Raw genomic sequence first — 20,368 nt, 5'->3', positions numbered from 1 at the left:
TTATGGCATCAGTAAAATTAATATTGAGAACAACACAGGAATCGCAAACTGGGCATTGTCCACTTTACATCAGAGTTATCAAAGACAGAAAAGCAAAATTTCTAACAACAGGTCAGAAATTAAAACCTTCGGAATGGGACGAAGCAAAGCAGAAAGTAAAGAAAAACCACTCCAATAGCGCAAGATTAAACGCTTATCTTTCGCAACTTATTGCTGATGCAGAAGGTCAGGTTGCCGATGTTTCGAGAAAAAACGAATCCGTTTCTGCCAAGAAATTGAAAGAAGCAATCAAAGGAAAAGAATCTACTTTGTTTTTTGATTATGCTTTTAAAAGATTAGAAAAAATTAATGGATCCATTTCTATTCTGACTCATCGTAAATATCGTACTCATCTTGAAAAATTCAAAAAATATGTGGGAGAAAAAGAATTCTATTTTGAGGATTTAACAACCGTTTTACTGAACGATTACATCACTTATTGCTATTCGATTTTAAAAAACAAAAACAATACAGTTCAGACCAACGTCAGAAGTATTATGAAATTCTACAATGATGCGATTGCAGAAGATGTTGTTTCTATAAACCTTTATCCTTTCAACAAAATAAAAACTAAAAAAGATTCTGCGAAAATTAAATTTCTTCAGAAGGATGAGATAGAATCATTAAAGAATGTGGAATTGCAGGACGGAACTTTAAAAGCAAAGTTCCGTGATATGTTTGTTTTCTGTATTTATGCAGGCGGACTTAGAATGAGCGACGTGATTTCTTTACAATGGAAACATATTAATTTTGAAGAATCAAAATTATCAAAAATCATTAGAAAAACAGGACATCTACACAGTTTTAAACTTGTTCTACCTGCATTAGAAATTCTAAAAAAATATAAAACCGAAAATAATACCGATGAAAACTTCATTTTCTCTTTGGTGAAAAATGAAACGGAATTTTTGAAAAATGAACATTATGCGATTTCAGAAATTGGTAGAATTGCAGTAACTATTAGCAAAAATCTTGAATTTATCGCACAAAAAACTGAACTGAATAAAAATCTGACTTTCCATATGAGCAGACACACTTTTGCCACTAATGCCCTCAACAACGGAATGCGTATCGAACACGTTTCAAAGATTATGGATCACTCCAGCATTCGGGTGACGGAGATTTATGCGAAAGTCATTAATACAGAGCTAGATGTATCAATGGATAAATTTGTTTATTGATAAATTTTTCAAAAAGTATAAATGTTTTTCTTCTAAAAGCATTTATACTTTTATAAATCTATATAGTACTTTTTGAATTAAAAAATGCTATAAACCCAACTTTGGAGGTTTCAATAAAATATTATGATTCAAGATTACCCGCTTATGGAAACCGCTCCCTTTACAGAGCTTACTTCTGTAATAGTTACAGAAGCTTTCAATTCGTTATTTGATGTAGAAAAAATCACCGAAGAAAATTTGTCATTCTATTGCCAAAGCCTCATTCATAAGGTTTTTCAATTAAAACACTCACAAATTTCAGATTTTATAAATCATCACTGTGATATTACCAAAACGCCAATACTTTGGCTTAATAGTTTTGAAGAACTCATATTAGTGAATACAAATCTCTTTTGTAAAAACAAGAACGAAAGCAGGTTTATTAAATTTCAAGCCTGTATAGAAGTGAAAAGGTATGAACTCAACACCCAAGAATCCATCATAAGTCCTACGAGACCTTGTAAAAAAGATATCAATGCCGTCAGTGAAGAACGGCATTTTAGTTTTAAAGAAGTAAAAGAAATACTAAACGATATAAAGATTTTTGAAGAGAAACTCGTTTACTTAACCCATCAGAAATACGATTATCAGCAATCTGTCATTGATTTCATCAACCGAAACCTTCCACAATTTGACGAACAATGCACCAAGGAAATCGAACGTCTCTTTGAAATTAAAAAATTAGAAGAACAACTAGTAAAAAACACTTCCATTCGATTTCCTAATCATACTTCGGGAAATAAAATTAAGGTTAACAGCAATCTTAATCAGTTTGTGGATGTTTTTTTTCAACTCAACAGAGAATTGTTTATCGAAGGAAAACCATTTTTAGATGGAAATACGAATGATTTTGTGGCGTTAATCTGTACTAATTTTGTAGATAAGGATGGGAACGAAATCAGCTCTGCAACCGTTGAAACGATTTTACGACCATCAAAATACGATAAAAGACCAAAATCCAATAAACGTGTGGATATAAACAAACTCATATAAAAACTAGTCCCGCCGTGACCATTTCGGGACTTCGGGACTTTTTTCTTTTGCTCAATTTTGCTTCATAAAATTTAAATATTTAAAAACAATGGAAGCAATTATCTTCTCAAAAGAGCAATTCGAAACCTTAATATCGAAAATTGATCAAATTCACCACAAAATCAGCAATAAAAACCTTCCAAAACAGGAAGTATTTTTGGATAATGAAGAGTTTATCAAAATGCTGAAAATATCTCGCAGAACCGCGCAAACTTGGCGTGATGAAGGCAAAATATCTTTTTCCCAAGTCGGAAACAAAATCTATTACAAACTTTCCGATGTGGAAAAAACGATGGACGAATATTACAATAAATCTTTTTCTAAAAGATAGTCATTGTAGTGTTTTCAAACTTTTTAATCAAAACATAAATCATCGTTTTTATGAAAAATATAGACCCAAAAACACCTATTTGGAAGTTGACCGTTGAAGAATTTTTGGAAATTTCTAAAAAATTCAACACGGAAAGTAAATACGAATACGGCTTGAAAGGTTTGGCAAAAATTCTGGGTTGCTCGATTTCAAAAGCATCAGAAATCAAATCTTCGGGAATTTTAGATGCTGCAATAATTCAGAAAGGAAATATTATCATCATCGACAAGAAAAAGGCGATGGAACTTTTTGCACGGCAATAAAGATGTATTATCAGGAACTTATCCAAAAATTATGGGATTTTAACAAAAAAACAAAGCTCGGTTCTACGGCAATCGCAATGTACTTGTATCTTCTGAAATTGGGAAATGATGCTGAAAGTTATACTATTTCCGTTTCCGATGTTACTATTAGTAATGTTTTGAGCATCACGAAAAAAACCGTAAAACCAACAAAGGAAAAGTTGCGAAAATCTGGATTGATTCAGTATGAAAATAAAATAGGATTTCCTTGTTCATATAGATTATCGTTGAATTATCCCTTGGAAATACCAGAATCAAAAAAAATTCAAAATCCATCACAGATTTCAAATTCAAAAGAAAATGAAATCCAAGTTCAGATTACTGAAAATTTAGAATTATTTGATTTACAATCTAAAATTTTTCCCAAAATTCCAGAACAGAACGATCAAATATTAGATAGCCATTTTCTAAATCGTTTGATTAAAACCTCTGAAATTCCCGCATTAGAAGAATTCATGACTTATGCAAAAACATTGGATAATTACGAAACAATCTTGGATTCTAGCATTAAAGAAAAATACGATTCGTGGACAAAAAATAATTGGGAAAACAATTCGGGAAGACCAATTACCAACTGGAAATCTTCATTGAAAAGTGCTTTGCCATACATGAAAAATGATACCAATAATCAAATTTCATCTTTGGATTTAATTCCCAATATCAAACGTCCTATTTCAAAATAAATTAAAATATTTTCAAGTCAATTATGGCAATTCCGGAAAAGGATTTAAGGTTAATCCGCAAGAAATTTGAAGACAAAAACGAGAAAATTCCCGACAGAATTCGGCTGGGAAATCAATTTGTGGATGATTTTATTTTTGAAGATCATGAAGCGGCCGATATTCCTATCAACGCTCTCCGGGTGATTTTCAATATCATTTCGATTATCGGTAGTGAACAATTTCGTCCGGAGGACCGTCCAAAACAGCTCAGTTTATTTGACGACGAATTTGAAACCGAAAACAATATTTTCGCCGCCATAAAAATCCGAAATAGTAAAATTTCGCCAAGCGGTTCAACAAAACAGGTGATTGATGCGTATGAATTTCTTGCCCGATTCAAAATGGGTTGGTACAAATCCGTTAATTCAAAAGGAAAAGAAATCAAAACGTTCGGTGGATTAATTTCCACACCAAGTTACGACCAAAGAGGATTTACTACATTTTTAATCAGTAGTTATTGGCTGAAAAAACTATTGATAATACCCGAATACAACTACGTTTTGTATAATTTGGTTTACAATATCAGAAACAATAAACATATTATTTTTGCAATTTGGCTTTCAAAACTACCAGAAAATGGAACGGTTTTAAAACTTTCAACTTTGAATAAAAAATTTGGGTTGAATTACAAAACTGCCAAGGATTTTTGTTTTAAATTTCTAAAACCTGCGAGAATCAGTTTGAACAAATTCAATACATTTTCCTTTAATTACAATTATAAAAAAGATTCGGTTTTCATCATTCCTTACCAGACCAAAACTATTTTGGAGGGTAATTTATCTTTTAACACAACGGAACATCTTGACCAGAGGGAAAAAATAACTCGAAGATTAAATTATTTCAAAAAACGATATGGTTTAATAGAAACGGGAATGTCTTCATTTTTTCATCAATACCGAAATATTCATCAAACCAGAGAGCTGATTGAAAAAGCGTTTCGGAAGTTTATCCGAAATTATAGATTGAAGAAAATAAAATCTACCGAATTTCAAGGAAAAGCATTTTTAAACGAAATTCAACAGTTCATCATTTTGATTTATCGAGAGACGAAAATGGGGAAACTAATGCCTAATGCTTATCCGAATATCCTCTGAATTCGGAATTGCACTCACCCTAATTTCGGATTTGCACTCACCAAAGTCAAAGAAACGTTAAAAATCCAATTTTCAAAGTCAAGTTTTCGGAATTGCACTCACCAAAAAATACAAAATCATTCAAAATTGCTGATAAATCTCAAAAATTGTGGATAACCCTGAAAATCAATAATAAAATGAATAAAAACAAAAACTTCAATTCGGAATTACGCTCACCAAAAAATGGGTTTATTTTCGGAATTGCACTCACCTCACTTTCGGAATTGCACTCACCCACAATTCGGAATTGCACTCACCGAAAAATGAACCTAAAGCCTTTGCACGAAAAGGATTTGACAGTTTACTAAAAGTATATTTAAAAGTAATTAAAAAGTCTTTTTTTTATTGAAAAGGGAAATGGGGTTAAAAAATTTGCTTTAAAAAAGAAAAAAAAATGAATTGTGAAGAAATAAAAAATAAAGTTTCAATCAGAATTGTTTTAGAGTCGTTCAATCTGTTTCCCGTCAAAGAAAACCGAAAAACAGGTTTTTATTTTGCGCTGGACAGAGAGGAGAAAATTCCAAGTTTGTCGGTTGATTTTGTGAAAAATAATGCATTTGATTTTGGTACGGGCAAAAATTATGATGTGATTTCCATCGCTCAAGAGATGAAGAAATGTTCTGTTTCGGAAGCGTTGAAATATCTTTCCAGCTTGGATTTTTCGAATGAAAATCAAATTCAAAATAAAGAAATCATGCCTGAAAACAATTACAAAATTCTGAAAATATGCGAAATCAATCATCATGCTTTAATTCAGTATTTAAAATTGCGAAAAGTACATGAACAAAAGCATCTGGTGAAGGAAATCCAATATGAACTTAATGGGAAAAAATATTTCGGTATTGGGTTTCAGAATAATTTCGGCGGTTTTGAAATTCGTAATTCGTATTCAAAAATTTGCTTAGGAAAAAAGGATATTACGCTAATTCAAAGCGAAAGTAAAATAGCAAATGAAATGGCTGTTTTCGAAGGGTTTTTTGATTATCTCACTTATCGGAATTTAGAAAAATCGGATAATTCAACTTGCGATTTTCTGATTTTAAACTCCACGGCAATGCTCTTCAAAGCTGATGAAACGCTGAAGAAATATGACAAAATTTTGCTTTTTTTAGACAATGATAAAAATGGATTCGCTGTAAAAGAAAAGATTTTGAAAAAATACAAGAACGTAGAGGATTGTTCTTTGATTTATAGGGAATTTAAGGATTTGAATGAGTGGTTTTGCAGTGATGATAGAATTTCTGAAAAGTAAATTAACTTTATTTAGTATAAAATTGAACCTTCATTTTGACGAACCATTTCAACCATTCTATAATAGCTTCTTTCTAAACTATTCCAAAAATTTCCAAAACTTACTTTTGGAAAAACAAAATCTTCTTTAAAATTATTTAAAAGAGATTAAATAACTTTAAAATTAAAGGATTACGCAACAGTTATCAGTGGTTAATCAACCTTTGTTTTTGCATATTAAATTCGTCTTCGTTTAATATTCCTTGATTTTTTAATTCCACAAGTTTTTGAATTTCGTCTGCTAAAGAAATATTATTTGTAAAATTCATTGTATTCGTTTTTGGACTTTTTTTAATTTCCCTAACCAGCGAATTTATTGAACCCATAATTTCTTTTGCCTCTGTCATTCCCGAACACGAAAATGAAGAAGTCGTTCCTTCAGTTCGTCTAATTGCTAAATTTCCAAATCCAAATATACTTCCAAACATTGATTTGCTATAAAATGCTTCGTAAATATCTTCCTTTGGAATTTCAAAGTAAGTTTTTCGCCATGGCATAAATCCTGATTTAATTACTAAATCTTCATTTGTCAATGTCCAAGAAGTTGATTTATTTGATAAAATTTTTATAATTCCAAAAGTTGCGAGTACAATACCGAATAAATAACTTTTAAAAATTAGAAATAATAATCCTAAAATTAATGCAAAAAGTGGGACAATATAAGTTGCCCAATGTTTTTTTGAGGTTGCTAAAATTGTATCAACTGTCCTGTCGTGAGATTGTCGAATTTGCTCCATATTTTTTGTTTGTTTTGGCGTGTTTTTAATCACAGATAACGGTTGAGTGTTTCTGTAAGAGGAGATAAATATACCAAAATTTCAAAATAGTTTTTATTTTTATCAGTTTTTAAGTCTAACAAGAATGGTTTTATAATTTCAAGTAACAGTCATTCAGATTATTCCAATCTCATTAAATCGAAATACATAAACCTGTGTTTGTCATTTTCGTCTGAATTGAGGAGAAATGTAAAATCATTTTTCTGATACATTTCTGTTTGTTTCGGGTGATTGTATGCATCCAGAATTAGTAATCTGCAAGCAGGTTTGTGCTGTATAAAAGTCCAACCTTTGATAAAGTCAAGAAGTTGGTGCGAAAGTCCTTTTCCCTGATATTCTTTATCAATACCCAACCGCGTAATTTTTACAGCAGGATATTGGCGAATCCTCTTTTCGTTAGGTAATTTAATTTTGCGGTGGAGTTTATTCCAAATATTGTTTTCGTAGCCTAAGTCATTAAGGCAATCATTGGAAATAGAAAAGAAAGCTACAATTCTGTTGCCTTCTTTGAATAAATAAGTATTTGTAATTTTTTCGGATTGAAATTTTTTAGAATCCTCTTTGAAGAATTCGTTCATTTCCTCGTCGTCACAATCAAAATCGGATAAATCATCATCTTCATTCATAGAAGAAAAGGTAAAATCGGATAAATCCATAGTTTTTAGGCGTTTTTAGCCATAACTTTACCTACCAATGCAAATATTTTATTCTTTTTTACATCGGATACTTTATTTACCCTGCTTTTAGAGATTACAGCATTGAATCGCTTAGATTCTTTACCCTTTACAGCCGGAGTAATATTTAAGGTTGTTGCCATAATTGATTCTTCTATTAAACTAATTGTACGCAAAGATACAAATTCTATGCGAATATGTAATAATAGTGTTTCTTGAAAATTATGCTTAAAATTTAAAGATCTAAACTATAAAACCCTATTTCTTACTGACTTTCCTTTATTCTCCCTCGATAAACAACGTTATTTCATTAATTCCAATTGTGGTTTGGCTTTTACATTTGCAAATGTAGTACAGCATTTTTCACTCAAAAAAATCTTTTTGGGTTTCTAAAAAAATTCTCTCCACTTCGCTCCAACAATTTTTCCAGACACTCCTAAACTCTTCGAGCAAAAAAATTTCAAGCCCGATTCGGGATTTCTGTTTTTTCTAAACGGAACCGAACTGGGTTTTGTGTGAAAAATGTTGTCCAATGGTCATAGGCAAAGAAAAAGCCGGAACCTCAGTTGTACGAATCAATTCAAAATGCAGACGTTCTTTGACATCAACGGAAAAAATCAAAAGAAACAACAAAAAATTATGCTTTTACAATTTGGTAAAAGTTAAAAAAAAACCGAGTGTCCTCGAAACCAAATCAATTTAATCGAAAATTTTACCAGTAATAAAAAATCAATTATTAACAAAAAATCAATCATTAACATTTAAAACAAATTATTATGAACATCATCGGAAGAATTACGAAAAATGCAGAAATCAACACCTTAACTAATTCAAAACAGGTTGTTAATTTTTCAATCGCCATCAATGACAATTACAAATCCAAACAAGGCGAACGTGTAGAACAAACCACTTATTTCAATTGTTCGTATTGGATAAGTCCAAATGTGGCAAAAATATTAACTAAGGGAACTTTGGTGGAATTAACAGGCAGAGCAAGTTCTAATGCATGGATTGGGAAAGATGGAGAAATCCGTTCGGGACTGAATTTCCATACTTCTAATATCAAATTGCATAGTAGCGGAAAGAAATCAGAATCAAATGAAATTTCCTTTGAACAAAAGGACAAATCAACTGATAATACCAATTCAAAAACTCATAAAAATGAATTTGTACAAGATGAAATCGAAGATGATCTCCCATTTTAATCTTCATTGATTGAAGTGAAAAACTATCTAGAATCTAAATTTTTAATCTAAAATTTAACAACAATGCAAACCAATTTTTTCAGACAAATAGCAAAGATGAATCTTACAGGAGATTTACAAATTACCTTAACTCAAACCACAGAAAACAATTATGTTGCTTCCGTGTTGCTCAAAAATGAGCAATGCGGAGACGAAGCGAAAAATACCATTCCGCCTTTAAATTTAAGAGGAACAGCCGAAGAATTAGACAACGGTTTTTTTGAGAATATAGCCGAACCTTTACAAACTGCATCGGGTTTAATGGTGAATATGGAAAGTTTTATGAAACAACTTGAAGAAGCCAAAAAACAATCTGCAATGGAAAAGGAAAAATCCGACAAGGAGAAAAAAGACAAGGAATCGAAAGACAAAAAGTATAAAGAAGCTATGCAGAAAGCCGAAGAATTGGAAAAAGAAGAGAAATACAAAGAAGCGTGGTCTGCACTTCCAAAAGGTTCAGAATATCCCGATTATGCTGAAAGTATCCGCAAAAAGCAGGACGAATACGAAAGGCATTTTGCACCCAGTCTTTTTACAGGAAATCCAACCGAGAATTTAACTGAAACTCAAATCTAAAAAATCAAAATTATGTTATTAGCAACGCAATTAGAACGAGTTTTTATACTAAAAGATAAAGGACAGGACATCAAACTGACTGACCCCGAACCAAAATGGAGCGTGGAAGCCGTAATGAATTTTTACGCCAATATGTACCCGATACTGACCACGGCAAAAGTATCTGCACCGCAAATAAAAGACGATGCTGTCGAGTACAAATTTGAAAGCGTGATGGGAACGAAAGGATAAAATTAGTTGACAGTTGTTGGTTGATAGTTGATAGAAATGTTAACAAAAAAACCAACAACTGACAACCAACAACTAAAAAAAATGAATGCAACGAAAAATTATATCGGGAATTATCAACAAACCCGAACAGAAACGACAACAGCAATTGCATCGACAGTTGGGCGAGTTCGCACAATGGATGCAAAGACCAAAAGATGCAAACGAAGTGCAGAAAGACAAGCGGAAAGCCGTACCAATAGCAATGTTGCCAATGGTTTTCTAAAGTCGGTATTTCTGCCTAAACTGCAAATGGAACAATCTATACAGGCTTGTAAGAAAACAGCAAAAATGGAGAGGGATTTTTATCAATCCCTTTCTAAACTTGCCGAGCATTATGGCATTGAACCAATGATAGCACAGGTTTATGTTTATCCTTACAATATCGCTTTGGCAATATGGGATATAGAAACCAAGTTAAAACGAACTAATGCAAATTGGGATAGTTTACGTTTGGTACAGGACAGCAAGAAAACCTTTTTTGTAAGCGAGGAACGATACGACACAAGAACGACTTTGTATTATATTCCCATTGTTCCCCTTTTTAAAATGCTCCATAACCCGAAGCGAAAAAAGACCGCTCAACTATTGGTTTCAGTATGCAGTTATCTGTATCACATTGCCGATATTCCTTATTACAGGCAGGAAAACAGCTACCTATTTTGGATGTATGAAATGATAACCGATTGGGTGGAACAGGATGCTGAAACGGACGAAACCGAAAAATATAAAAGCGAGTTAAGGCAAGCCGAACAAATTGGCAACAAAATAGAACAGAAACTATTTAATCGTATGAATTTACAACTATTTGAACAGCGTTTAAACAATTTCAAAAGTCTTGATGAATTTGACCAGGAATGTTGGCAATTGGCTTGTAAAGTTTTTAACCTTTTTAAAGAATATCCAACAACAAGCATTTTTAGAAACGCACCCATTTCCGAACAAGACCCTTACAATGAAGATGATGAAAATGAAACCATTGGAATGGAAAAGTATATTTCATTTGTAGCAGACATCAAAGGTTGGTTGTATGAAAGTCTTTCGGATAGCATTAACAATGAATTTAACGAATATAGAGAAATGGCAGAACCTACCATTTGCAAACACTTTGACGAAAGCGAAATAATCCCAACCAACCTTGATTTTGAAAACCGCTTGTTTCCAATTTTAAACAACTTATGCGGATTATTAGATGAATATAAAACGACAACAAAATGAAAAACACAGCCGACATCACCGATAATTTTGGAACATTATATTTCCCAAAATCTGCTTTGGTTTTTTATGAAGCCAAAGGAACAAATACCGATAGCTATGTGGAGCATTTTGATATGGATAGAAATGGCAACCCAATAAATGCACACCCTTTGACGGTAAAAGAAGCTAATGTATTAGCAAAATCATTACAGACCGATGAAGAAAGGAATAAAGCCTTTTTAAAACCAAAAGGGATTTTACCGACTAATATCTTACACATCAATCCGAGCGAAAAAGGCACGGTACTTTGGTACACCAAAGCACAGCAAAAACAACTGTATTTTGTAAATGGTTTGGACATTCCGAACGGAAAAGCGCAAGTACCGTCAATGCTCTGGTTTGCCAATAAAAACAGCCTTTCGATTTTTGCTTTGAAAAGTGACAGAAGACCAACAGAAAAAACGATTTTGCATTACGCACCATTTTTTAATGTGTATGAAAACAGCAACGTATGTATGGGAACGGTCAATATTGATATTAAAAATTCGGTTTCGATAGAGGATTTTATACAGGCTTGGGAAAACTATTTTTTCAACAGTTATTTCAGCCATTTATTAGGTGAATACAATCCGATAATAGGAAATTGTGTAAACCTATGGAAAGAGCTAATTGGAACGGAAAAACCTTTCCCGAAAGAAGTTTTGAAACCAAATAATAAAACCCTTAAAAATCTATTGCGATGAAAACGAAGATACATTTTACAGACAGCGATTTAATCAATCCAACCAATCCCATTTTGGTCAATTTAATTGGCGCAGGTGGAACAGGTTCTAAGGTTTTGACTTCCTTAATGGAAATGAACCATAGTTTAATTGAGTTGGGACACGCAGGACTGCAAATCCGCCTTTGGGATGATGATGAAATTACCAATGCCAATTTAGGAAGACAGCGTTTCGCGGAATGTGAAATTGGATTGTACAAATCCTTAGCATTAATTAACCGAGCCAACCGATTTTCGGGGACAAATTGGAAAGCCGAAACGGTAAAATTTGAAAAAGACTGTTTGGATAAATTGCCCGAAAATGCAGGTGCAAGTATTTATATTTCTTGTGTGGACAGCGTAAAATCACGATTTGAAATTGCTGATATTTTAAAAATGCTAAACCACAGAAAAGCCTATTCCAATCGCCCACGGTATTGGTTAGATTTTGGGAATAGTAAACATACAGGGCAAGTTTTACTATCAACAATTGGAACTATCCAACAACCCAATTCTGAAAAATACGAAACGAAGGGAAGTTTACCATTTGTTACTGATGAATTTGGAGAACTTTTAAAACAATCGGAAGAGCAAGATGACACTCCAAGTTGTTCACTTGCAGAAGCATTGGAAAAACAGGATTTGTTTATTAATTCGTCTTTGGCACAGATGGGTTGTTCTCTACTTTGGAACTTATTTCGCTATGGAATGACCGAATACAGAGGGTTTTTTCTTAATTTAAAGAATTTTCAATCTCAACCCATAAAACTATAAAGGTCGCCCGATAAAAAATCGGGTGGCAAAAATGCAATTCCTCCCTTTGGTCGGAAACGCATTTTTGCGGAGAATATGGATGCAACCCCATTTCTAAAACATTTCCGGGCATTGGCTTTTGATGTTTTGGAAAAAAGGTTGCGGAGTTTTAGTTTTTCTTATTTACTTTGTAATTCTTTATAACATTGGCTACAAGCAGGTCTATTAAAACTTGTATTATTTTTTTCTCCACACGAAATGCAGAAATTTTCTCTGTAAAAAGGATCTTGGTACAATGACCACGTTTTATAGCAATCCAAACATAAGGGTTTTCCCAAATCCACTTTTATAGTAGTTCTGCATCTAATGCAATATCCGATATGAGGTGTGCTTTTGTCAGTTTTATTGTCGTTTTTAACATGATATTCTTCTCTTGATTTTCTTTGATCTTTTAACGCAACATTTACATACTTTTCATTTGTAAAATCAGACAAACATATTTTAGTCACTTTCCCAAATTTTATTAATTCATCTATTTTATTTAATTCTACTTCTGAACCCACGTAGTTTTTACCAAATAAAGGCTTTTTTTCATATTTTGGTCTTTTAACGTAAATAGTATAACCTTCTTGTTCTACCACATTAAAACAAGTATTGATAGCAGACTCAAAAAATGAATTTTGGTTTATAGACATTAATTTTCTTTGAGAATAGACTCCAAATTCGATATTATTTATAAATGAATAATCGATTAAATTCATAGAGGTAATTACGGATCTATTTTCATTGCCATAATATTTTGCGTGAAGTTTTGGAATATAGACTATGGTAATATTGGGAAATTGTGTGAAATATTCAAAATCTTCTTTTCTTAAACTTTTGTTTACATTATTTTCATTTTTTCCAAAACCTATAATGATATGAACATTTGCATTATTTAAATGTGTTTTGAAAACTTCATTTTTAAAATATGGATCTAATTGAATAAATGGTGATAGAATTAAGAGATATTTTTCAGAGTTATAAATTGTATCATATATTTTTTCATTTAATTCTTTTCCGGTTAAAAAATTCATGTGATGTTTGTTGTGTTTAAAGACAAATTTACTGAAAAATGTATAAGCAAAATAACGGATAAAGATAAAAGTTGAATTTAAATTAGAACCAAAAACAATTCATAATTAATGAGAATAGTAGAAAAAAATGCAATTCCGCACTTTCTTGAAAACACATTTTGTAAGAATAAAGCTACACCAAATTGAAAAACATGCCCGAAGCTTTTATCTTGTGTTATTGAAAGAGGTTAAGAATAATTTTTAGTGACATACCTACACTATAAATTTTTCTTTCCTTAAATTTGGAGGAAAACAAATCCGTTATAAATGATTTATGCAGTACCAACAAAAAAAGGATTAGGAATTGAAATATGGGGAACCCGAGACGATTTGGATTACTTATATGAAGTTATATCAAAATATTGGAATAATGAGTCTTTCTTCAATGTTAAAGGATATGAAGATAAAAATAAATTGATTAGCAGTTTTTCTTATGAAGTCCGGAAATCGACTTATGGAAGTAGATTAAAAAGAAACCATAGCCATTATTCCTTTGAAGAAATACCTTACTTAGGCTTTAAAATATCTTGGGTACATATTATATTCTCTATTGTTGCATTAAGGTATAATATGAAAATGGTTGAGAGTAATAAAGGTGAAATAGCAATATTCTTACATCTCGAATATTGGGTAGAACGAGCAATGGAAGGCTATGATCCCGTTGGAGCAAAAAAACTTTTACCATTTTTAGACAATGCTATAAATTCAGGAAACGAATATTTGTATTTATATATGAGGCACATTAATGCTACATTTTTTGAAATGAAAGGAGGGAAAGTTGCATTTAGAAAACTAGCTGACTTGATGAAAGTTGCTATGTTTTTATCAGATGAATTTAAATATTTTTTAAATTTTCTAAATTCTGAAGCAAAAAAGCATAATTGTAATATTGAAGATTTGGAATTGAGTGATGATGATAAAATATATGAAATAGAATGGTAGTTCTTTAATAGTAAATGCTTAAAATGACAAATGAATCTCTTCAGTCTGTACTTTCAAGATTAAATAATAATGACAAAAAATCTGGTTTAATTTATCTTAGACCTCTTAATGCTAATGTAGATTTTGCAAAAATATGGATTTATGAACCCAAACTGACTGATAGTATAACTAATTCTGATGGACCAGATAATTTTTATTTAGTAAAAAATAATGAAAACATTTTTGTTGCAATCGTATTTGATATGAAAAGAGATTTACATTGGTTTGTTCTTCCAGATTATAGAGGTATGGGCTATTTGACACAAGCACTAAAACATAGCATTCTTTCTCATTTATTTTTGAGTAGAGACGAACAAAGAATAACAATAAAAGAAAATGAAATTGGTAAAGATAATTTCAAAGCTTCCGAAAAAGTAGCACTTATTTTAGGTTTTACAACATACAAAGATGGAGAATATTTGCTGTCAAATGAAAAATATACTATTGAAGACAAAAGTTTAGGAGAAGACACTCAGTTTTCATATGATAGAATTGAAGAACTTAAAAAACACATCAATTATTTGGGAAGATCACTTTGGGCAATACAAACTGAAATAGAAATGAAAACTGGAAATACAGATTATTCAGAAGAACTTAAGGAATTAGTTGATCAAATTAGAAGTCATACTTGGAAATTAGAAGATTTTTATTGGAATAACAAATCATAAAAATATTTGAAATTTATGGTTGTCTAATTAAAAAATTGATTGACAAAAAAGCAATTCCTCCCTTTGGTCGGAAACGCATTTTTGCGGAGAATATGGATGCAACCCCATTTCTAAAGCATTTCTGGGCTTTGGCTTTTGATGTTTTAGAAAAGAGCTTACTATTCTTAATTGAAAACGAAATGGTTTTACAATTATATATAATTTTTTGAAAAATCTTGTTATATTGAGCTATTTAACATTTAATTTAAACTTGATACCCCAATAATTTCCTAATCTGATAGAAAAACCGTTCAATTAGTCTTAAATCTTGAGTGACAATCTCAGCATTGCCTTTGAGTTCTTTATCGAAAGGAAGTGTTTTATTGTAAGAAGTTTTTAAACCTTTCGGTAGAATGACATCTACATAATAGTTGCCGTCTTTATCAGGTGTTAAAGAGATGTTTTGAACTTTTCCTTCCACAATTCCAAATTCTTGATAGCGATAATTATCTAATTTAATTAAAACTTTTTGTCCAGAAATTATCTTTCCAGAATTAGTAGTTGGAACAAACATTCTACCGACAATTGCGGTTTTTTCATCTGGTAAAACTGATAGAATTACATCACCAGATTTTAAAAATTGGTTCTCTCCCCAAAATTGCTGAAAACTTACTTTTCCGTTTGTTGAAGAGGTAATTAAATAAGCAAGTTCCCATTGTTTTAACGATTTTCTTAATTGTTCGAAAGATTGAACTGCAGCAGAAGAATAATTGATTTTATCTTTTTCAGAATTAATCGAAGCCCCACTCTTAGTTTTATTGAGATTATGAATGCTTTCTTCGGATTGTGACAGTGAAATATTAATATTTCTTAAATTCTGTTCGGCTTGCAGATATTTTATTTTTTCATTTTCTAATTCCATTTTAGAAATTACACCTTGATCGAAAAGGGATTGAGAACGATCATAATTCTTTTTAGACAAATCAAATTTTGAAACTTCGAGTTGTCTTTGCTGTTGAAGAATTGCTATTCTGCTTTTATTTTCGGTTAAACCTTGGTTTGCAGCCAAATTTTCAGGGGCGTAAGGTTGTAGTTTTGAAAATAATCTTTCATCCTGAAGTGCCTTGGAAAAAACATTATAATCACTTTGTAATTCACCTAATTTGTATTTTGAAATTTCATTTACAGGAAAAGAAAAAATTTGATTTTGGTTTAAAGAATCAACAATATTTTTCAGTTTTAAAACATCTTTATAATTTGCGGAGGATTGCAAAACCATTAAAACTTCATTTTTATTAACGATTTCGCCATTTTTTATAAATATTTTTTCAATTTTAGAATTCGTTCTGGCTTCTAATTTTTCGGGTGGATTTTGTGAAGTTACAAGAATAGGAGCAGGAATAAATTCCGGATATTTAATGAAATAACTCATCATTAAAACCATTAATAAAATAATGAAAATCATCGAATTTCCCCACCGAATCATCCAATGAGGTGGAGTAGTAAGAATATCCTGAACATTTTCTGAACGGAGTTCTAAATTATCTAATAGGTCTTTTTTAATTTCCAAGTTCCAATTGATTTTTAACGAGCCTGTAATATTCTCCTTTTTTTGCCACTAATTCTGAGTGATTACCTTCTTCCACAACTTTTCCTCTATCCAACACTACGATTTTATCGGCATGTTTTACAGTTGATAATCGGTGTGCAATAACGATTGCTGTTTTTCCTTTGAAGAAATTCTCAAGATTTTCCATGATTACTTTTTCGTTATTGGCATCTAAAGCACTCGTTGCTTCATCGAAGAAAATATATTCCGGAGATTTATAGATGGCTCTTGCAATAAATAATCTTTGTCTTTGTCCGCCGCTTACCCCAACTCCTTCATTACCGATTTTTGTGTTGTAACTCAACGGCAAACCTTCTACAAAATCTTTAATGTTTGCAATTTCAACGGCTTTTCTTAATTTATTTTTATCAATATAATCTTCGCCAACGGCAATGTTTTGTGCAATGGTATCATTAAAAACATAACCCTCCTGCATCACCACTCCGCAATGATCCCGCCAAGTTCTTGGAGAAATATTTTTTAGGTTTGTATTTCCTAATTTTATTTCACCTTCGTTTGATTCGTAAAATTTCATTAATAATTTCAACAGTGTCGTTTTTCCACTTCCGCTTGCACCGACAATTGCTGTAGTTTTTTGATAAGGAATACTCAAATTTAGATTTTCAAAAACAAAAGCATCTGAACCGATGTATCGAAACGAGAGATTTCGTACTTCGATATCTTGTTGTGGAATTTCAGAAGTATATTGTTCATCTGCATTTTCTTCATCTTCTTTGTCGTGGATTTCTCCTAATCTTTCCAAAGATATTTTAGCATCCTGTGTTTGTTTTATAAAATCAATCAGCTGCATTAAAGGACTATTCAATTGTCCGATAATATACTGAACAGAAAGCATCATTCCCAAAGTGAGATTTCCTTCCAAAACCAATTTTGCGGAAAGAAAACTTACGAAAATATCTTTCATTTGGTTGATGAAATTTCCCCCAACAGATTGCCATTGTTCCAGTGACAAAGATTTAATTTGAATTTTGAATAATTTGACCTGCAGAAATTCCCAACCCCAACGTTTCTGTTTTTCGGCATTGTGCATTTTTATTTCCTGCATACCATTAATCAATTCAATGACTTTGCTTTGCTCTTGGGAAACTTGGGAGAATCTTTTATAATCGAGTTCTTTTCTCTTTTTCAGAAAAAAAGTAATCCAAACAACATATAAAACCGCACCAATTATGTAAACTAAAAATAATCTGTAATCATAAAAAAGCAATACAATACTGAAGATAATCAGATTTACTAATGAAAATAAAGTATTAAGAGAAGAATTGGTTAAGAGTTGTTCGATCCTATGATGATCGTTGATCCGCTGCATAATATCTCCTGTCATTCTGGTATCGAAGAAACTGATGGGAAGTTTCATCAATTTGATAAAGAAATCGGAAATGATGGAAATATTGATTCTTGTGGAAAGATGGAGCAAAATCCAACTTCGGATCACTTCGATGCCCATCCTTCCTAAAAAAAGCATTACCTGTGCGATTAAGACAAGATAAATAAAATTAAGATCCTGGTTTTGGATTCCGACATCTACAATACTTTGGGTAAGAAATGGAAGTATCAGCGACATTAAACTTCCTGCCAATAAACCAATTGCTAACTGAAAAACAAGGGATTTGTATTTGAAAAGATACCTTGAAAGAAAAGCAAAGCTCGCTTTGCTTTCTTGTTCATCAAATTCATTTTTAAAAAATTCAGGGGTAGTTTCTAGTAAAAGGGCAATTCCTTCTTCTGTGTTTTCATCTGCATTTTCTCCAATCCAAAATTTAATGAATTCTTCTTTTTCGTAAGTGATTAAACCATAACTTGGGTCAGAAATGTAAACCTTTCCTGATTTATAAATTTTGTAAACCACTACAAAATGCTGCTTATTCCAATGAACAACACAAGGCAATGGAACTTCCTCTTGTAAAGTATTGAAATCAACCTGTACACCAAGACTTCTGAATCCTAAATTTTCTGCTGCTTCGCTTAAGCCAAGCAATGAACTTCCTTCTCTTGTCGTCTCTGAAAGATTTCGGATTTGCTGTAATGGAATGGTTTTACCATAGAATTTGGAGATTATTCTAAGGCAAGTGGGGCCACAGTCTTTGGCATCCGGTTGTTTGTAGAAGGGAAAGTTTTTAATTTTCATTTAAGAAATCTTCATCTTCTAATAATTCATCAATAAAGTAGAAAATATCTTCTCGATCATATTTATCTGGGAATTGATAACCATTCAAAATAATGTTGGGTGTAAAGTTTAAGCCATTTTCTTTATTTTCTAATGACGAGCTGATAATTTCTTGCATATTCATTGAGTCATCGTTATTGTATTTTTTGAAAAATTGTTTTTCATCTCGATTTTCAAACCAAAAATGCAGCGTTTTTAAAAAGTCTTCTTTTCCTTTTTTTGAATAAATCGAGTACAACGTTTTTGTTAAATCTTGAGAATTTTCAGAGATATTTTTTGAATAATTAAATCTTATTTGTACTGAAATATCATTTGGATAATTGGTCAAAAGTTTTTGCAACATTTCATGTGCTTCTTTACAAAACCCACAATAAGGATTGGAAACAATAGAAATGTGTACTTTAGCATTTGGGTTGCCCAAGAAAAATCCGTCTTTATTATTTTTAAAAAGGATCTTGTTTTGCAAAATAAGTTCTCTCATGAAAATATGATAATTCCTTTTGAATTTAAGATTTTTCAGGTTAGACTTTTCTAATGAATCATTTTTCGTCAGTAGATCATTAATGTAGATTATTCCAATAAATACACTAGCAACAATGAATATACTCGCTAAAATTATAAATGAAGAAATAGGGACTGCAATGAAAAAACGGCTTAAAATAAGTTGAAAAATTAGAAGTAATATAATGATTAAACAAATTTTACAAATGGCCTTTTCTACAAAAATTTGCACATAGAGTGAATAAAAAATAACCACAACAGAAAACAAAGTGGCAATTTGCAGGAGTGTACTTGCATAAGGTAAAAGTAAACCTACTATGGAAAGCCCTACAAAATAGATCAAACTAAAATCTGAAAGTTTTAAACCAAAAATATTAATTTGGTCAGAATTCATCACTTTTATACATGATGAATTTACATTTTTAGAAGTATTACCGCAAATCCTGTTTAAAGCAACAGATTCATTGCCGAATTTTTGTGAAAAAATTTCAAAGGAAATATAAATACCAAAAACTGAAACGATATTGAATATGAAACTCGCCCAATCTTTTTGCAAAAAACTATAAGAGAGATACAAACTCAGTAGAATCAGAAAAAAGACAGTGTAATTTATTGTTTTTTTTGAGGGGAAAATAGAGATTTCTTTTTTCTCAAAAAGCATGACCATATTTTGAGAATTTACTAATAATTCTTTTTCTGAAATACTCTGCATTTCATCAGAATGGACAATATACCTATTTTTGTCTTTTTTAATCAAGGAGAATTTATTTTTGTGAATCGTGATAAATTCTTCTGGAAGTTCTTGCCAATATTCTTTTTTTAAATCGTAGGCATTATTTTTTATACCTAAGAAATTAAGTGCACTACTAAATGCTAGTGCAGAAGGGTAATCTGGATGCGTTTGAAACTGAAAATTAAATTCTTTTGAATCTATGTTTAAGTGTTGGGTTAACTTTTCGAAGTCCATTAAAG

Annotated in this window: 23 protein-coding genes; 16 read left to right on the top strand and 7 right to left on the bottom strand. The window is 31.4% G+C overall.

Going from position 1 to position 20,368, the window contains the following annotated elements:
* The first annotated feature begins 2 nt into the window (after positions 1–2).
* The 7 genes from BW939_RS03970 (at position 3) to BW939_RS03935 (ending at position 6,070) form a co-directional block, all read left to right on the top strand.
* Complete coding sequence (locus tag BW939_RS03970; RefSeq protein WP_076449996.1) at positions 3–1,220, top strand: site-specific integrase; 1,218 nt, start codon at positions 3–5, stop codon at positions 1,218–1,220.
* A 123-nt stretch (positions 1,221–1,343) separates the two neighbouring features.
* Complete coding sequence (locus tag BW939_RS03965; RefSeq protein ID WP_076449994.1) at positions 1,344–2,252, top strand: hypothetical protein; 909 nt, start codon at positions 1,344–1,346, stop codon at positions 2,250–2,252.
* An 88-nt stretch (positions 2,253–2,340) separates the two neighbouring features.
* Complete coding sequence (locus BW939_RS03960) at positions 2,341–2,622, top strand: helix-turn-helix domain-containing protein (protein ID WP_076449993.1); 282 nt, start codon at positions 2,341–2,343, stop codon at positions 2,620–2,622.
* A gap of 50 nt (positions 2,623–2,672) precedes the next feature.
* Positions 2,673–2,924, top strand: a complete 252-nt coding sequence (locus BW939_RS03955) for a DUF3853 family protein (protein ID WP_076449991.1) — start codon at positions 2,673–2,675, stop codon at positions 2,922–2,924.
* 2 nt (positions 2,925–2,926) lie between these two features.
* The gene (locus BW939_RS03950; protein WP_076449989.1) at positions 2,927–3,646 is read left to right on the top strand and encodes a hypothetical protein; all 720 of its coding nucleotides are present in this window, start codon (positions 2,927–2,929) and stop codon (positions 3,644–3,646) included.
* A gap of 23 nt (positions 3,647–3,669) precedes the next feature.
* Positions 3,670–4,779, top strand: coding sequence for a hypothetical protein (locus tag BW939_RS03945; protein WP_076449988.1), 1,110 nt, complete (start codon positions 3,670–3,672; stop codon positions 4,777–4,779).
* 433 nt (positions 4,780–5,212) lie between these two features.
* Positions 5,213–6,070 carry a toprim domain-containing protein gene (locus BW939_RS03935; protein ID WP_076449984.1) on the top strand — a complete coding sequence of 286 codons (858 nt, stop codon included), beginning with the start codon at positions 5,213–5,215 and terminating at the stop codon, positions 6,068–6,070.
* 184 nt (positions 6,071–6,254) lie between these two features.
* Here the strand turns inward: BW939_RS03935 and BW939_RS03930 are convergent, their stop codons facing one another.
* From BW939_RS03930 to BW939_RS15930, 3 genes are all read right to left on the bottom strand, one after another.
* On the bottom strand, positions 6,255–6,845 hold the full coding sequence (locus BW939_RS03930; protein ID WP_076449983.1) for a PH domain-containing protein: 591 nt from the start codon (positions 6,843–6,845) through the stop codon (positions 6,255–6,257).
* A gap of 158 nt (positions 6,846–7,003) precedes the next feature.
* Entirely contained in the window at positions 7,004–7,540 is a 537-nt protein-coding gene (locus BW939_RS03925; RefSeq protein WP_123891551.1) for a GNAT family N-acetyltransferase, read from the bottom strand.
* A gap of 5 nt (positions 7,541–7,545) precedes the next feature.
* Positions 7,546–7,701, bottom strand: coding sequence for a hypothetical protein (locus BW939_RS15930; RefSeq protein WP_165787323.1), 156 nt, complete (start codon positions 7,699–7,701; stop codon positions 7,546–7,548).
* A 633-nt stretch (positions 7,702–8,334) separates the two neighbouring features.
* On the opposite strand from BW939_RS15930, the gene BW939_RS03920 reads away from it, so the two are divergent.
* The 7 genes from BW939_RS03920 to BW939_RS03895 all read left to right on the top strand — a co-directional run bounded on the left by BW939_RS03920 (position 8,335) and on the right by BW939_RS03895 (position 12,376).
* Positions 8,335–8,763 carry a single-stranded DNA-binding protein gene (locus BW939_RS03920; RefSeq protein ID WP_076449980.1) on the top strand — a complete coding sequence of 143 codons (429 nt, stop codon included), beginning with the start codon at positions 8,335–8,337 and terminating at the stop codon, positions 8,761–8,763.
* 63 nt (positions 8,764–8,826) lie between these two features.
* Positions 8,827–9,378: a PRTRC system protein E gene (locus tag BW939_RS03915; RefSeq protein ID WP_076449978.1), complete on the top strand. Its 552-nt coding sequence runs from the start codon at positions 8,827–8,829 to the stop codon at positions 9,376–9,378.
* Between the two features lie 12 nt (positions 9,379–9,390).
* On the top strand, positions 9,391–9,609 hold the full coding sequence (locus tag BW939_RS03910; protein ID WP_076449977.1) for a PRTRC system protein C: 219 nt from the start codon (positions 9,391–9,393) through the stop codon (positions 9,607–9,609).
* 85 nt (positions 9,610–9,694) lie between these two features.
* Positions 9,695–9,871, top strand: coding sequence for a hypothetical protein (locus tag BW939_RS16225; protein ID WP_449384812.1), 177 nt, complete (start codon positions 9,695–9,697; stop codon positions 9,869–9,871).
* Positions 9,784–10,863, top strand: coding sequence for a hypothetical protein (locus BW939_RS03905; RefSeq protein ID WP_449384811.1), 1,080 nt, complete (start codon positions 9,784–9,786; stop codon positions 10,861–10,863). Before BW939_RS16225 ends, BW939_RS03905 begins: the two co-directional genes overlap by 88 nt.
* The gene (locus BW939_RS03900) at positions 10,860–11,585 is read left to right on the top strand and encodes a PRTRC system protein B (RefSeq protein ID WP_076449975.1); all 726 of its coding nucleotides are present in this window, start codon (positions 10,860–10,862) and stop codon (positions 11,583–11,585) included. The genes BW939_RS03905 and BW939_RS03900 overlap by 4 nt, the downstream gene beginning before the upstream one ends.
* On the top strand, positions 11,582–12,376 hold the full coding sequence (locus BW939_RS03895) for a PRTRC system ThiF family protein (RefSeq protein ID WP_076449974.1): 795 nt from the start codon (positions 11,582–11,584) through the stop codon (positions 12,374–12,376). Before BW939_RS03900 ends, BW939_RS03895 begins: the two co-directional genes overlap by 4 nt.
* Positions 12,377–12,534: 158 nt before the next feature.
* On the opposite strand, the gene BW939_RS03890 is transcribed toward BW939_RS03895, so the two are convergent.
* Positions 12,535–13,431, bottom strand: a complete 897-nt coding sequence (locus BW939_RS03890) for a phospholipase D-like domain-containing protein (protein WP_076449972.1) — start codon at positions 13,429–13,431, stop codon at positions 12,535–12,537.
* 306 nt (positions 13,432–13,737) lie between these two features.
* On the opposite strand from BW939_RS03890, the gene BW939_RS03885 reads away from it, so the two are divergent.
* Both BW939_RS03885 and BW939_RS03880 read left to right on the top strand, forming a co-directional pair.
* Positions 13,738–14,412, top strand: coding sequence for a DUF6904 family protein (locus BW939_RS03885; RefSeq protein WP_076449970.1), 675 nt, complete (start codon positions 13,738–13,740; stop codon positions 14,410–14,412).
* Positions 14,413–14,435: 23 nt separating this feature from the next.
* A complete protein-coding gene (locus tag BW939_RS03880) occupies positions 14,436–15,119 on the top strand; it encodes a GNAT family N-acetyltransferase (protein ID WP_076449969.1) in 684 nt (227 codons plus the stop codon).
* A gap of 244 nt (positions 15,120–15,363) precedes the next feature.
* On the opposite strand, the gene BW939_RS03875 is transcribed toward BW939_RS03880, so the two are convergent.
* From BW939_RS03875 to BW939_RS03865, 3 genes are read right to left on the bottom strand one after another with little or no spacing between them, the layout of a single operon-like run.
* A complete protein-coding gene (locus tag BW939_RS03875) occupies positions 15,364–16,668 on the bottom strand; it encodes an HlyD family secretion protein (protein WP_076449967.1) in 1,305 nt (434 codons plus the stop codon).
* On the bottom strand, positions 16,658–18,850 hold the full coding sequence (locus BW939_RS03870; RefSeq protein WP_084566589.1) for a peptidase domain-containing ABC transporter: 2,193 nt from the start codon (positions 18,848–18,850) through the stop codon (positions 16,658–16,660). Before BW939_RS03870 ends, BW939_RS03875 begins: the two co-directional genes overlap by 11 nt.
* A complete protein-coding gene (locus BW939_RS03865; RefSeq protein WP_076449964.1) occupies positions 18,846–20,363 on the bottom strand; it encodes a vitamin K epoxide reductase family protein in 1,518 nt (505 codons plus the stop codon). The genes BW939_RS03870 and BW939_RS03865 overlap by 5 nt, the downstream gene beginning before the upstream one ends.
* Between the last annotated feature and the right edge of the window lie 5 nt (positions 20,364–20,368).

It is taken from the genome of Chryseobacterium piscicola, assembly GCF_900156685.1.
Classification (GTDB): Bacteria; Bacteroidota; Bacteroidia; order Flavobacteriales; family Weeksellaceae; genus Chryseobacterium; species Chryseobacterium piscicola.
This window is presented reverse-complemented; position numbering and strand designations above follow the sequence as displayed.

What these genes read in the sequence shown, in the direction of transcription:
- BW939_RS03970 (WP_076449996.1), top strand. Translation starts at nt 3, where the DNA reads ATGGCATCAGTAAAATTAATATTGAGAACAACACAGGAATCGCAAACT.
- BW939_RS03965 (WP_076449994.1), top strand. Translation starts at nt 1,344, where the DNA reads ATGATTCAAGATTACCCGCTTATGGAAACCGCTCCCTTTACAGAGCTT.
- BW939_RS03960 (WP_076449993.1), top strand. Translation starts at nt 2,341, where the DNA reads ATGGAAGCAATTATCTTCTCAAAAGAGCAATTCGAAACCTTAATATCG.
- BW939_RS03955 (WP_076449991.1), top strand. Translation starts at nt 2,673, where the DNA reads ATGAAAAATATAGACCCAAAAACACCTATTTGGAAGTTGACCGTTGAA.
- BW939_RS03950 (WP_076449989.1), top strand. Translation starts at nt 2,927, where the DNA reads ATGTATTATCAGGAACTTATCCAAAAATTATGGGATTTTAACAAAAAA.
- BW939_RS03945 (WP_076449988.1), top strand. Translation starts at nt 3,670, where the DNA reads ATGGCAATTCCGGAAAAGGATTTAAGGTTAATCCGCAAGAAATTTGAA.
- BW939_RS03935 (WP_076449984.1), top strand. Translation starts at nt 5,213, where the DNA reads ATGAATTGTGAAGAAATAAAAAATAAAGTTTCAATCAGAATTGTTTTA.
- BW939_RS03930 (WP_076449983.1), bottom strand. Translation starts at nt 6,845, where the DNA reads ATGGAGCAAATTCGACAATCTCACGACAGGACAGTTGATACAATTTTA.
- BW939_RS03925 (WP_123891551.1), bottom strand. Translation starts at nt 7,540, where the DNA reads ATGGATTTATCCGATTTTACCTTTTCTTCTATGAATGAAGATGATGAT.
- BW939_RS15930 (WP_165787323.1), bottom strand. Translation starts at nt 7,701, where the DNA reads ATGGCAACAACCTTAAATATTACTCCGGCTGTAAAGGGTAAAGAATCT.
- BW939_RS03920 (WP_076449980.1), top strand. Translation starts at nt 8,335, where the DNA reads ATGAACATCATCGGAAGAATTACGAAAAATGCAGAAATCAACACCTTA.
- BW939_RS03915 (WP_076449978.1), top strand. Translation starts at nt 8,827, where the DNA reads ATGCAAACCAATTTTTTCAGACAAATAGCAAAGATGAATCTTACAGGA.
- BW939_RS03910 (WP_076449977.1), top strand. Translation starts at nt 9,391, where the DNA reads ATGTTATTAGCAACGCAATTAGAACGAGTTTTTATACTAAAAGATAAA.
- BW939_RS16225 (WP_449384812.1), top strand. Translation starts at nt 9,695, where the DNA reads ATGCAACGAAAAATTATATCGGGAATTATCAACAAACCCGAACAGAAA.
- BW939_RS03905 (WP_449384811.1), top strand. Translation starts at nt 9,784, where the DNA reads ATGGATGCAAAGACCAAAAGATGCAAACGAAGTGCAGAAAGACAAGCG.
- BW939_RS03900 (WP_076449975.1), top strand. Translation starts at nt 10,860, where the DNA reads ATGAAAAACACAGCCGACATCACCGATAATTTTGGAACATTATATTTC.
- BW939_RS03895 (WP_076449974.1), top strand. Translation starts at nt 11,582, where the DNA reads ATGAAAACGAAGATACATTTTACAGACAGCGATTTAATCAATCCAACC.
- BW939_RS03890 (WP_076449972.1), bottom strand. Translation starts at nt 13,431, where the DNA reads ATGAATTTTTTAACCGGAAAAGAATTAAATGAAAAAATATATGATACA.
- BW939_RS03885 (WP_076449970.1), top strand. Translation starts at nt 13,738, where the DNA reads ATGATTTATGCAGTACCAACAAAAAAAGGATTAGGAATTGAAATATGG.
- BW939_RS03880 (WP_076449969.1), top strand. Translation starts at nt 14,436, where the DNA reads ATGACAAATGAATCTCTTCAGTCTGTACTTTCAAGATTAAATAATAAT.
- BW939_RS03865 (WP_076449964.1), bottom strand. Translation starts at nt 20,363, where the DNA reads ATGGACTTCGAAAAGTTAACCCAACACTTAAACATAGATTCAAAAGAA.